Annotated in this window: 14 protein-coding genes and 2 pseudogenes; 9 read left to right on the forward strand and 7 right to left on the reverse strand. The window is 56.2% G+C overall.

Annotated features, from left to right (window positions below; all coding sequences use genetic code 11):
* Nucleotides 1-127: 127 nt before the first annotated feature.
* Nucleotides 128-667 (reverse strand): annotated as a pseudogene (locus CINSTRO3249_RS07970) (TonB-dependent receptor plug domain-containing protein); the annotation flags it as partial.
* Between CINSTRO3249_RS07970 and CINSTRO3249_RS16525 the strand changes: the two are divergent.
* The 3 genes from CINSTRO3249_RS16525 to CINSTRO3249_RS07980 all read left to right on the forward strand — a co-directional run bounded on the left by CINSTRO3249_RS16525 (nucleotide 654) and on the right by CINSTRO3249_RS07980 (nucleotide 1,812).
* Complete coding sequence (locus CINSTRO3249_RS16525) at nucleotides 654-1,007, forward strand: hypothetical protein (protein WP_125933150.1); 354 nt, start codon at nucleotides 654-656, stop codon at nucleotides 1,005-1,007. The pseudogene CINSTRO3249_RS07970 and the gene CINSTRO3249_RS16525 overlap by 14 nt on opposite strands.
* A gap of 111 nt (nucleotides 1,008-1,118) precedes the next feature.
* Nucleotides 1,119-1,514, forward strand: coding sequence for a DnaJ family domain-containing protein (locus CINSTRO3249_RS07975; protein ID WP_074012883.1), 396 nt, complete (start codon nucleotides 1,119-1,121; stop codon nucleotides 1,512-1,514).
* 46 nt (nucleotides 1,515-1,560) lie between these two features.
* A complete protein-coding gene (locus CINSTRO3249_RS07980; RefSeq protein ID WP_074012884.1) occupies nucleotides 1,561-1,812 on the forward strand; it encodes an alternative ribosome-rescue factor A in 252 nt (83 codons plus the stop codon).
* Between the two features lie 8 nt (nucleotides 1,813-1,820).
* On the opposite strand, the gene mscL is transcribed toward CINSTRO3249_RS07980, so the two are convergent.
* The 5 genes from mscL to def all read right to left on the reverse strand — a co-directional run bounded on the left by mscL (nucleotide 1,821) and on the right by def (nucleotide 6,793).
* The gene (gene mscL / locus CINSTRO3249_RS07985; RefSeq protein WP_074012885.1) at nucleotides 1,821-2,222 is read right to left on the reverse strand and encodes a large-conductance mechanosensitive channel protein MscL; all 402 of its coding nucleotides are present in this window, start codon (nucleotides 2,220-2,222) and stop codon (nucleotides 1,821-1,823) included.
* A 97-nt stretch (nucleotides 2,223-2,319) separates the two neighbouring features.
* Nucleotides 2,320-3,696, reverse strand: a complete 1,377-nt coding sequence (gene trkA, locus CINSTRO3249_RS07990) for a Trk system potassium transporter TrkA (RefSeq protein ID WP_074012886.1) — start codon at nucleotides 3,694-3,696, stop codon at nucleotides 2,320-2,322.
* 235 nt (nucleotides 3,697-3,931) lie between these two features.
* Nucleotides 3,932-5,233 (reverse strand): 16S rRNA (cytosine(967)-C(5))-methyltransferase RsmB, encoded by a 1,302-nt coding sequence (gene rsmB / locus CINSTRO3249_RS07995; protein ID WP_074012887.1) that lies wholly within the window; start codon nucleotides 5,231-5,233, stop codon nucleotides 3,932-3,934.
* A 72-nt stretch (nucleotides 5,234-5,305) separates the two neighbouring features.
* On the reverse strand, nucleotides 5,306-6,256 hold the full coding sequence (gene fmt / locus CINSTRO3249_RS08000; protein WP_074012888.1) for a methionyl-tRNA formyltransferase: 951 nt from the start codon (nucleotides 6,254-6,256) through the stop codon (nucleotides 5,306-5,308).
* Nucleotides 6,257-6,277: 21 nt separating this feature from the next.
* The gene (gene def, locus CINSTRO3249_RS08005; protein WP_084790157.1) at nucleotides 6,278-6,793 is read right to left on the reverse strand and encodes a peptide deformylase; all 516 of its coding nucleotides are present in this window, start codon (nucleotides 6,791-6,793) and stop codon (nucleotides 6,278-6,280) included.
* A gap of 132 nt (nucleotides 6,794-6,925) precedes the next feature.
* On the opposite strand from def, the gene dprA reads away from it, so the two are divergent.
* From dprA to CINSTRO3249_RS08035, 6 genes and pseudogenes are all read left to right on the forward strand, one after another.
* Nucleotides 6,926-8,047: a DNA-protecting protein DprA gene (dprA, locus tag CINSTRO3249_RS08010; RefSeq protein ID WP_074012890.1), complete on the forward strand. Its 1,122-nt coding sequence runs from the start codon at nucleotides 6,926-6,928 to the stop codon at nucleotides 8,045-8,047.
* Nucleotides 8,019-8,492 (forward strand): DUF494 family protein, encoded by a 474-nt coding sequence (locus CINSTRO3249_RS08015; protein WP_074012891.1) that lies wholly within the window; start codon nucleotides 8,019-8,021, stop codon nucleotides 8,490-8,492. The genes dprA and CINSTRO3249_RS08015 overlap by 29 nt, the downstream gene beginning before the upstream one ends.
* 23 nt (nucleotides 8,493-8,515) lie before the next feature.
* Nucleotides 8,516-9,070 carry a DNA topoisomerase family protein gene (locus tag CINSTRO3249_RS08020; RefSeq protein WP_074012892.1) on the forward strand — a complete coding sequence of 185 codons (555 nt, stop codon included), beginning with the start codon at nucleotides 8,516-8,518 and terminating at the stop codon, nucleotides 9,068-9,070.
* On the forward strand, nucleotides 9,063-9,632 hold the full coding sequence (locus CINSTRO3249_RS08025) for an L-threonylcarbamoyladenylate synthase type 1 TsaC (RefSeq protein WP_074012895.1): 570 nt from the start codon (nucleotides 9,063-9,065) through the stop codon (nucleotides 9,630-9,632). The genes CINSTRO3249_RS08020 and CINSTRO3249_RS08025 overlap by 8 nt, the downstream gene beginning before the upstream one ends.
* Nucleotides 9,633-9,651: 19 nt before the next feature.
* Nucleotides 9,652-10,470, forward strand: a complete 819-nt coding sequence (gene aroE, locus CINSTRO3249_RS08030) for a shikimate dehydrogenase (protein WP_074012893.1) — start codon at nucleotides 9,652-9,654, stop codon at nucleotides 10,468-10,470.
* Nucleotides 10,467-10,553, forward strand: a pseudogene (locus tag CINSTRO3249_RS08035) (DUF1488 family protein); the annotation flags it as partial. The gene aroE and the pseudogene CINSTRO3249_RS08035, both read left to right, overlap by 4 nt.
* 49 nt (nucleotides 10,554-10,602) lie before the next feature.
* Here the strand turns inward: CINSTRO3249_RS08035 and CINSTRO3249_RS08040 are convergent.
* A partial coding sequence (locus CINSTRO3249_RS08040; RefSeq protein WP_143146879.1) for an integrase core domain-containing protein occupies nucleotides 10,603-10,831 on the reverse strand: 229 nt, incomplete at its 5' end.

Genomic DNA, 10,831 nt, shown 5'->3' on the forward strand with positions numbered 1-10,831 from the left:
TGCTCATGCTGAGTTTCCAGCACTAGATTAACTGCCCGTTCACGGACTTCCGGAGAGTAACGTTTGGTCGTTGTCATAGAGACCTCCACTTTTAAAGTATAGACTCTAATTTATCCGGGGTGATTCAGATCGACGCAGAGGGATTGCCCGTCCCCGTCATCAACCCATTTGCGCCCCGCACCACTTCTACCCGATCATACAGTGCGGTATCGGTTGAAGAATCACCCAAATTCCAGCGTGACTCGAAATAGGTGGGAATGCCATCGACCATATAGTTGTCGATGAGAAAACCGCGTGAATAATAAAGATCGCGATCCGAGCCAGACAGATTTCTGCTAATTCCGGTGGTGTAGGTCATCACATCACCTAGCGACTGGAGTTGCTGATCCTCCATACGCTGCTGGCTGATAATGCTGACCGATTGCGGGATATCGCGCAACACCATGGGCATTTTCGTGCCGCTGGTGGTGGTGGGCACGCTGTAATCTTGATTCTGGCTGTCCGTCGCCGCACCGGCGTCTGCGGTTCCCTTTACTACGATGGTGTCATCGGTGCTATCGGTCGCAGTGGTGGCGGCAAAGGCGGCGCCAGGCATCAATGCCAAGGCAATGGCGGCGGCCAGGAACGATGGACCGCGCCCCACTGATGAATCATTGGCGGCAAACATTACATCTCCTATCTCATTTGTTATCGTCGTTCGGCATCAAGGTGATACTAAGCCAGAATTATGTGAAATTATTTGGCTTGTAATTAATATTGATAAAATAAATGAGAAATATACTTATTTACATTACCAATGTAAAAATATGTTGCATACATTGACAGAGCTAAACAGGCGCCGCGCTGAGGATAAAAGTGCTGATATAGGTTACTGCCGCAACCGCGTAATAAAGGGCTTTGAGATTAAGAGCCAAAACGGCCAATTGGCTAACAAGACAAGGGATTGGCGGCATTTTAGGGTGACCGCGCGCAGCGTGCCAGCGCGTGGCGTATTGGCAGTCGGGTAGTGTTGCAGGGGTTTTTTGCGTAAAATGACTCCGCTATAATTCGTCATGGGTCTAACGTGCTGACGTTTGGCGACAGTCATATCGTCGCGCCAACTTAACTAAGGTACAAGCATGGGCATTGTTGACGACTGGGCCGAACGTCATATACTGCAAGCGCAGCAGGCGGGACAGTTCACTGCACTGCCCGGCTATGGCAAGCCGCTGCGGCTGGATGACGACAGCGCCGTGCCGGCAGAGCTGCGGACCGGATACCGGCTACTCAAAAACGCAGGCTACCTGCCGGCGGAACTGCAGGATCGTAAAGAAGCCCTGCAACTGGCGGATTTGCTCAAGACGCTGTGCGAGGATGACCCTCGTTTTGCGCCTCTGGACGCCCGGCTACGGCTACGGCTACGGCTACGGCTGCTGGAGCTGAAGCTGCGTCTGGCCGGCGTTAGCACCGACTTTTTACATCAACATTATCAGCAACAACTGCGTGCGCGATTTAGCCGATCTGGGCGCAGATAACGCAAATAACGTTGAATTATTTTTTCTAACTCACAAGAGAATGACGATGGACGATAACTACCGCCACACCAAAGGCACGATTCAAGACAATGCGCTTGCGGCACTGCTGCACGATCCGCTGTTTCGTCAACGGCGGGAAAAAAACAAGAAGGGTAAGGGCAGTTACAGCCGTAAGCAGAAATCAAAAGGGAACTGGGAGGCCAGTGGCAAACGCATCATCGGTACGATTGCCACTGGTTTTCTTTTTCACTTTCGGGCCCTGGCGGATAAAGGTTGCCCGCTAAAAGCCGTTCAATGATTTAAAGTTTAGGCGGCGGCGTCTGGCCGCTTATCGTCGTTGTACCCGGCGCTACAGCATTGTTCTGCTGTTTCAGGAGATCTCGGTAAGCAGTGTCTCTTCCGCACTCGGTTTATCAGGTTGATGATACAGAACACGGCAAAGGCTACGATGATGAAATCAAAGATATTTTGCAGGAAAATCCCGTATTCCATCACCACCGCCGGCGTGTCGCCTTGCGCCGGCTTTAACACCCAACTGAATTGCTTAAAATCAATCCCGCCGATCAGTAACCCCAGCGGCGGCATAATGACGTTGGCCACTAAAGATGAGACGATTTTGCCGAAAGCGGCACCGATGATAATACCGATCGCCAGGTCGACCACATTGCCACGCATCGCGAATTTGCGGAATTCTTGTAAGAAACTCATAGGCTTGCTCCATCATTTTTGAATGAACTAAGTCTAACAAAGGATGAATGATTTACCAGCGGGTATTTTTCCGAATAGGTCGGCTGCTTACTGACGCTTAGAGGAAAAAGGGGCTGGGTTGGAACAGCCTTTCCACATCGCTGACAAACTTTTTGTCGGTCAGGAACATGATCACATGGTCGCCCTGCGCGATGCGGCTGTTGCGGTTAGCGATAATCACTTCGTCGCCGCGCACAATGGCGCCGATAATGGTACCAGGCGGCAGCTTGATGGCATCGATAAGGCGGCCGACCACGCGGGAGGTACTTTCATCGCCGTGGGCGATGGCCTCAATCGCCTCCGCCACCCCGCGCCGCAGCGAGGAAACGCTGACGATATCCGCTTTGCGCACGTGCCCGAGTAGCGCTGAAATCGTGGCCTGTTGCGGGGAAATGGCGATATCAATCACGCTGCCCTGCACTAGATCCACATAGGCGCGCCGTTGGATAAGTACCAACACTTTTTTCGCGCCCATGCGTTTGGCCAGCATGGCGGACATGATATTGGCTTCATCGTCGTTGGTAATGGCGATAAAAACGTCAATCTGCTCTATGTGCTCCTGCGCCAGCAGCTCTTGATCTGAGGCATCGCCGTAAAACACGATGGTGTCATGCAGCCTTTCCGCCAGTTCCGCGGCGCGTTCCTGATCACGCTCTATCAACTTCACGCTGTAATCTTTTTCCAGCCGATAAGCCAGACCGGCGCCGATATTGCCGCCGCCGACGATCATGATGCGCTTATAGGGTTTTTCCAGCCGCTGCATTTCACTCATTACCGCGCGAATATGCTGTGAGGCAACAACAAAAAACACCTCGTCGCCCGCCTCGATAATGGTCGAACCCTGCGGACGAATCGACCGGTCCTGACGAAATATTGCCGCGACACGGGTTTCGATATGCGGCATATGCTCGCGTAGCGAAGAAAGGGCATTACCCACCAGCGGCCCGCCATAATAGGCCTTTACCGCCACCAGACTAACTTTGCTTTCCGCAAAATTGACTACCTGCAGCGCCCCAGGATATTCAATCAGCTTGTAGATGTTGTCGGTGACCAGCTGCTCTGGGGAAATCAAATGATCAATAGGCACCGCTTCGGGGGAAAACAGCCGCTCCGCTTCGCGGACATAATCATGGGAGCGGATGCGGGCGATGCGGTTTGGCGTTTTGAAAAGTGTATAGGCTATCTGACAGGCAATCATATTGGTTTCATCGGAGTTGGTAACCGCCACCAGCATATCGGCATCCTCCGCCCCGGCATCGCGCAGAACCCGCGGATGCGATCCGTGTCCCTGGATCGCTCGCAGGTCGAATTTATCCTGCAGTTGGCGCAACTGGTCAGGATTGGTATCGACGATGGTGATGTCATTATTCTCACCCACCAGGTTTTCCGCCAATGTACCGCCGACCTGCCCTGCACCAAGAATGATGATTTTCATAGAGGACCCGTTGTGTTCAGCCAGGCGCACCCGCAGCGGGTGCGCTTACCGTTTAGTTCTGCGCCGTTAATCGGTGCACTTACGGTTTATTATCTGCGCCGCTAATCGGTTGGCTTACCGTTATCATCTGCGCCGTAATCGGTGCGCTTGCCGTTATCATCTGCGCCGTTAACTGGTGCGCTTGCCGTTATCATCTGCGCCGTTAATCGGTGTGCTTACCGTTTATCATCTGGCATCAGCAGGCCTGTGTCTCTTTTATCATCTTAGCGTAAAAGAAACCATCGCCCGAGGTCGGCGACGGCAAACATTGCAGGCCAGGTGCGGCGGCATCACCTGTTTCCTGCAGCAGGGCGTCGGGGTGGTCGGCGAGGAACGCGGCAATTTGCCCGCGGTTCTCTTCCGGCAAAATCGAACAGGTGGCATACAGCAATGTGCCGCCGGGCTTCAGGACTCGCCAGGCGGCGTACAGGATCTGCCGCTGCAATTCGGCTAGCTCGGCAATGTCGCCGTCGCGGCGCAGCCATTTGATATCTGGATGACGACGTATGACGCCGGTCGCCGAGCAGGGGGCGTCCAGCAGGATGCGATCGAAAAGCGTGCCGTTGCGCCAATCGTCCGGCGTGCGTCCGTCGCCAATCGTCACCTCCGCCTGCATGCCAAGACGCTGTAGATTGTCATGGATGCGAGCCGCGCGCTGCGCATCCACATCCACCGCCATAACCCGCGCCGCGGGCGCGATTTCAAGTATATGGGTGGTCTTGCCGCCGGGCGCGGCGCATAAATCAAGGATAGTCTCGCCGTCCCGGGGCGCAAGCAGCAAGGCGCAGTCCTGTGCCGAAGCATCTTGCACCGTTACCCAGCCCCGATCGAAGCCGGGCAGGCGGCCGACGTTGCACGGCGTTTCCAGCCTGATGGCGTCCGGCAATTGCGGGTGCGCGACGGCGGCGATCTCCGCATCGGCCAGCAGTGCCAGATAGGCGTCACGGCTGTGGTGCAGCCGATTGACTCGCAACCACATCGGCGGCCGTTGATTGTTGGCGTCGATGATCTGTGCATATTGCGCCGGCCAGGCGGCCAGGATCCGTTTTTGCAACCAGGAGGGGTGCAGATGGCGGATATCCTGCCGCTCGGCGTCGGCCAACAAGGCTGGCTGTTGGCGCTGAAACTGGCGCAACACGCCGTTAATCAACCCCTTGAGCTGTGGCCGTTTCATCGCCACCGCGCCCTCAACCGTCTCAGCCAGCGCGGCATGCGGAGGAATGCGGGTGTATATCAACTGATACAGGCCAACCATTAGCAAATAATGTACCGGGCGTTGTTTCCCGGTCAGCGGCTTTGCCATTAATTGACGCAGTAGCCATTCCAACTGCGGCAGGACGCGCATAATGCCGAAGCACAGCTCCTGCAGCAGCGCGCGGTCCTTCTCGCTCAAAGGAGCCTGCAGCGGGGGTAACAGGGCGCCAAGGGACTGACCCTGATCCAACACCTGCGCCACCGCTCTGGCGGCGATAACGCGGAGATTATACTGTGTTTTCATAGCTGACCGGGCCGTGGGGCGCTCGCTTTATAACCGATGGACGAAGCCGCCGGTTCACCCTGCAGGTGAAGATTAATCCAGAAGTGTGCCGGGAATAAACCATTCACGGCGTGAATTGAGCAAATCCTGAACCGACATCGCTTTTTTACCCGCCGGCTGCAACTGCGTCAGCGTCAATACACCGTCGCCGGTGGCGACGTGGATGCCGGCCTTGTCGGCGGCCAGTATCGTACCGGGCGCCTGTGAAGACGTCTGCCCGTCATCAACGCTGGCGGCCCAAACTTTAATCGGCTGTTCCGCCAGCGGAAAATAGCTGATGGGCCAGGGATTGAAGGCACGGATGCAACGCTCAAGCTGCGCCGCGGGAAGACGCCAGTCGAGCCGGGCTTCTTCCTTGCTGAGTTTTTCCGCGTAGGTGGCGAGCGCGTTATCTTGCGGCACTGCTGCGGCGCGGCCTGCAGCGATCTGGGTCAGCGTCGACAAGAGAGCATCGGGCCCGATTTGCGCCAGTTTGTCATACAACGAGGCGCTGGTATCGTCAGGCTGGATAGCGCACACGGCCTTATGCAGCATGGCGCCGGTATCGAGGCCGGCATCCATCTGCATAATCGTCACGCCTGTGCGATCGTCGCCGGCCCATAATGCTCGCTGGATCGGCGCTGCTCCACGCCAGCGCGGCAGCAGCGAACCATGCACATTGATACAGCCGAGCCGCGGCAGGTCCAACACGACCTGGGGGAGGATCAGGCCGTAGGCCACGACCACCATGATATCCGCCTTCAGCGCCGCCACGCTCCGTTGACCCTCGGGTTTGCGCAGCGAAACGGGCTGAAACACCGGCAGATCATGCCGCTCAGCCAATTGCTTCACCGGACTGGGGGTCAGGCGGTTGCCACGGCCTGCGGGCCGATCCGGCTGGGTGAACACACCGACCACCTGCTGTTTGGCACTAATCAATGCGTCCAGATGACGCGCGGCAAAATCCGGCGTACCGGCGAACAGGATTCGTAAAGAGTCGGACACGATATTTCCTATGGCGATGGGTTACTTTTCCGCCCGCGCGGTCATGCGCGCCAGTTTTTCCATTTTTTGACGAATGCGCTGACGTTTTAGCGGCGAGAGGTAATCGACAAACAGCTTGCCAACCAGATGATCCATCTCATGCTGAATACAGATCGCCAGCAGATCATCCGCCTCAAGCTCGAAACGGGTACCGTCGCGATCCAGCGCCCGCACCTTCACCTTTTCGGCCCGAGGAACAAAGCCACGTTGATCGGGGATCGACAGGCAGCCTTCATCAATGCCTGCCTCGCCGCTTTGCTCCAGGAGTTCGGGATTAATCAGCACCAGGCGCTGATCGCGGCTTTCAGAGACATCGATCACGATGATCCGCTGGTGGATATCGACCTGGGTGGCGGCCAGGCCGATACCTTCTTCGGCGTACATAGTTTCAAACATATCATCCACGATGCGGCGGACGGCGTCATTAACATCAACGACGGGTTTGGCGACTTTGCGCAGTCGCCCATCGGGATAATGTAATACCTGCAATAATGACATAGTGGTTTGAATCTGCATCTGAGTATGAAATCGATATTTACCCTTATTCTAGACATTTCCGGGACTGATTGACAGCATTGGACAGGAAATGTCCCGGCGCCGGCCGTTCGCCAGGGAAGGGAAGGAGGGGAAATGCCATCAAACGAAATGTGGCTGCGCATGGCGGCGGTAAAGGGGGTGAACGGGGCCCGGATCAAGGCATATTTAACCAAAACGGCGGATTCGGCCCCCTCGGACACGCAAACGTTATTAAAGGCGGTTCTAACCCCGCGACAGCACCAGCGTTACCAACATTGCCCGTCGGGGGAATTGGCGGCCGCGCGCCGCTGGCTGGCACAACCGGGCCATCATGTGCTTGCCATCACCGATCCGCGCTATCCATGTCGGCTAGCCACTCTCGACTGCCCGCCGCCGGCGCTTTTTGTCGCCGGGGATCCGGCCTGCCTGGAAACGCGGCAACTGGCAATGGTCGGCAGTCGGCAATACAGTCTGTACGGTAAACAATGGGGCGACTGCTTCGCCGGCCAACTGTCGGCTGCCGGGCTGACCATCACCAGCGGTCTGGCGCTGGGTATTGATGGCGTTTGTCACCGTGCGGCGCTGGCCGCCGGCGGAAAGACCGTGGCGGTCCTGGGCTGTGGGATCGGTTACGGCTATCCCCGCCAGCACCGTCGGTTGGCCGCCGATATTGTCGTGCAACACGGTGCGCTGGTTTCGGAATTTTTGCCTTTTGCGCCGCCGCTGGCGATGCATTTTCCTTTTCGTAATCGTTTGATTAGCGGTTTGAGCCTGGGTGTGCTGGTGGTCGAGGCGGCAATGAAAAGCGGTTCGCTGGTCACGGCGCGTTGTGCGCTGGATCAGGGACGGGAGGTGTTCGCTTTGCCCGGCCCGCTGGGCAGCCCTTCCAGTGACGGCACCCACTGGCTTATCCGTCAGGGCGCGACACTTATTACCCGACCGGAGGAGATATTCGAGCAGCTATGCGGTGACTTGAAATGGTTGGCGCCGAACAAGACGGAAATTATTTCTGCACCAGAATGCGAAGTTAAATTGCCATTTGCCGATGTGTTGGCTAACGTAGGGGATGAGGTTACACCTGTTGACGTCGTCGCTGAACGTGCCGGCCAACCTGTGCCAGAGGTGGTGGTGAAACTGCTCGAACTGGAGTTAGCAGGATGGATCGCAGTTGTACCCGGCGGCTATGTCCGATTAAGGAGGGCAGGCCATGTTCGACGTACTAATGTATTTGTTTGAAACCTACATCCACAATGAAGTCGAAATGCGCGTGGATCAGGATAAATTGACCGATGACCTTACCCGGGTGGGCTTTCATCAGGACGATATTTATAATGCGTTAAACTGGCTGGAGAAATTGGCTGATTTGCAGGATGGAACGGGCAGAGCTTATGCGCTGAATGCCGATCCGCTTGCCATGCGAATCTATACTGATGAAGAAAGTCAGTTCCTGGATACCGACTGTCGCGGTTTCTTGTTATTTCTCGAACAGATTCAGGTGTTAAACCTTGAAACCCGTGAGATGGTCATCGATCGTGTGATGGCACTGGACGCGGCGGAATTTGATCTGGAAGATCTGAAGTGGGTTATTCTTATGGTGCTGTTCAATATTCCCGGTTGCGAAAATGCCTATCAGCAAATGGAAGATTTGGTTTTTGAAGAAGACGAACAGCGTCTGCATTGATGCTTTAAAGATGAATTAACGTTATGACCAAAGCTGCGCTTTTTGCCGCGAAGCACACGGAGTCCTGCCCCGAATGCGGGGCAGAGCTTGTTATTCGCTCCGGCCAGCACGGCCCCTTTCTGGGCTGCTCTCATTACCCGCAATGTGTCTATATTCGTCCGCTGAAGTCCCACGGCGACGGACATGTGGTAAAAGTGCTTGAAGGGCAGCTTTGCCCGGCCTGTCAGTCTACGTTGGTTTTGCGCCAGGGGCGCTTTGGTATGTTTATCGGCTGCTCTAATTATCCCCAATGCGATTACATTGCACCTACGGCGGTGGCCGACACCACGGCATTTACCTGTCCCGAGTGCCGTTCCGGTAAACTGGTGCAGCGCACCTCACGTTTTGGCAAAAGTTTTTACGCTTGCGATCGGTATCCCGCCTGTAAATATGCCTTGAATAATCAACCTGTGGCGGGAGAATGCGAGTATTGCCATTTCCCGTTATTGATGGCGAAAAACACCGCCCGCGGCATCAAGCGGTTTTGCGCTGATAAGAATTGCGGCCGGGCGGTAGCGACAAACGACGATGATGAATGAATCCCGCTCGCCGGACCTGACGAGTCTGGTCAAGGCGCTGCGTCAGCAGCAGGTTATTGCTTATCCGACGGAGGCCGTTTTCGGGTTGGGCTGCGACCCGGACAGCGAAAGCGCGGTCCAGGCGCTATTGGCGTTAAAACAGCGCCCGTGGCAAAAAGGGTTGATTCTGGTCGCTGCTGATTATGCCCAGTTAATGGATTATATCGACGACGACGCATTAAACGATGCTGCACGGGCGCGGATCTTCGCCAGCTGGCCCGGTCCCGTGACGTGGGTGATACCGGCACGTCCGGCTACCCCGCGCTGGCTTACAGGGCAATATGCATACCTGGCGGTGCGTGTCTGCGCCTTTGAACCCGTACGACGGCTTTGTCTTGCGTTCGGTAAGCCTCTGGTGTCCACCAGCGCTAATCTGACCGGTCAACCGCCGGCGCGTAGCGCCAATGAAGTGCGTGAGCAATTGGGCGCCGCTTTCCCGGTATTGGACGAGGCGGTGGAAGGACGACTCAACCCCTCCGAAATTCGCGATGCTCTGAGCGGCGAATTGATTCGTCAGGGCTGATTACAACCGGAGTGACACCATGGAGACCTTTGCCGTTTTTGGTAATCCGATTAACCATAGTCGTTCGCCGCGCATCCATGCGCTATTTGCCGCCGAAACCGGTATTACCCATCCCTATGGCCGGGTACTGGCGCCGCTGGAGGGCTTTGAGCAAACGCTGCGGCAGTTTTTCGACACGGGCGGTTTGGGGGCGAATATCACCCTGCCGTTTAAAGAGCGTGCCTTCTCGCTGTGCGATCAACTCACCGAGCGGGGTGCTATGGCCGGGGCGGTGAATACCATCAAGCAACAGCCGGACGGCTCTTTGCTGGGGGACAACACCGACGGCATTGGTCTGGTCAGCGATTTACAGCGTCTCAACCTACTGCGCCAGGATAGCCGTGTTCTGTTAGTAGGGGCCGGCGGCGCGGCGCGGGGGGTGATCCTGCCGCTGCTGGCCTACGGCTGCAAAGTGGTGCTGACTAACCGCACTTTCCCGCGCGCGCAGGAGCTGGTCGGGTTTTACCACTCTATGGGCGATATTAGCGCGCTGCCGCTAGAGCGCCTGGACACGCCGGATTACGATCTGATTATTAATGCGACATCCACGGGTGTGCAAGGTAGTATCCCGCCGCTGCCGGCATCGCTCATTACATCATCGGTCTGTTGTTACGACATGTATTATCAACAAGGCGACACGCCGTTCATTACCTGGGGCCGCCGGCATGGCGCGCTGAGCTGCGCCGATGGGCTCGGTATGCTGGTGGGCCAGGCGGCCTCGTCTTTCTTACTGTGGCATGGCGTTCTACCCTCGGTGTTGCCAGTGCTGGAAACGTTGCGCGCGGAGCTGAGTGCATGAACCAGGCGATCCATTTTCCCGATTTGGAGCAATGGGATGACGAGCGTCAAAGCGTGTGTTTTCCGGCTTTGGTGAGCGGCATGCGCGTAGAGTGAATAACCCCGAGTTTATTAGAGAGTAATTTTGGCAATACTACGCCGCTTCCTCTGATGCTAATTGCAAAGCGTAATAGTTCATTTCGGCTTCAGTAGGAGGGATGTAACCCAGCCGCCCGAGCAGCCTTCTGTTGTTGTACCAGTCCACCCAGTCCAGCGTGGCCAACTCCACTTCCGTCCGGTTTTTCCAGCTCCCGCGGTGGATAACCTCCGTTTTGTACAACCCGTTGATACTCTCTGCCATCGCATTATCGTAGGAGTCGCCG

The sequence above is a fragment of the Candidatus Sodalis sp. SoCistrobi genome (genome assembly GCF_900143145.1).
In the GTDB taxonomy this organism is placed as follows: Bacteria; Pseudomonadota; Gammaproteobacteria; order Enterobacterales; family Enterobacteriaceae; genus SoCistrobi.

Coding starts and splice junctions, on each gene's coding strand:
- dprA (WP_074012890.1), top strand. CDS start 6,926: ATGCCATCAAACGAAATGTGGCTGCGCATGGCGGCGGTAAAGGGGGTG.
- mscL (WP_074012885.1), bottom strand. CDS start 2,222: ATGAGTTTCTTACAAGAATTCCGCAAATTCGCGATGCGTGGCAATGTG.
- CINSTRO3249_RS07975 (WP_074012883.1), top strand. CDS start 1,119: ATGGGCATTGTTGACGACTGGGCCGAACGTCATATACTGCAAGCGCAG.
- def (WP_084790157.1), bottom strand. CDS start 6,793: ATGTCATTATTGCAGGTATTACATTATCCCGATGGGCGACTGCGCAAA.
- rsmB (WP_074012887.1), bottom strand. CDS start 5,233: ATGAAAACACAGTATAATCTCCGCGTTATCGCCGCCAGAGCGGTGGCG.
- CINSTRO3249_RS08020 (WP_074012892.1), top strand. CDS start 8,516: ATGACCAAAGCTGCGCTTTTTGCCGCGAAGCACACGGAGTCCTGCCCC.
- CINSTRO3249_RS07980 (WP_074012884.1), top strand. CDS start 1,561: ATGGACGATAACTACCGCCACACCAAAGGCACGATTCAAGACAATGCG.
- trkA (WP_074012886.1), bottom strand. CDS start 3,696: ATGAAAATCATCATTCTTGGTGCAGGGCAGGTCGGCGGTACATTGGCG.
- CINSTRO3249_RS08015 (WP_074012891.1), top strand. CDS start 8,019: ATGTTCGACGTACTAATGTATTTGTTTGAAACCTACATCCACAATGAA.
- aroE (WP_074012893.1), top strand. CDS start 9,652: ATGGAGACCTTTGCCGTTTTTGGTAATCCGATTAACCATAGTCGTTCG.
- CINSTRO3249_RS08025 (WP_074012895.1), top strand. CDS start 9,063: ATGAATGAATCCCGCTCGCCGGACCTGACGAGTCTGGTCAAGGCGCTG.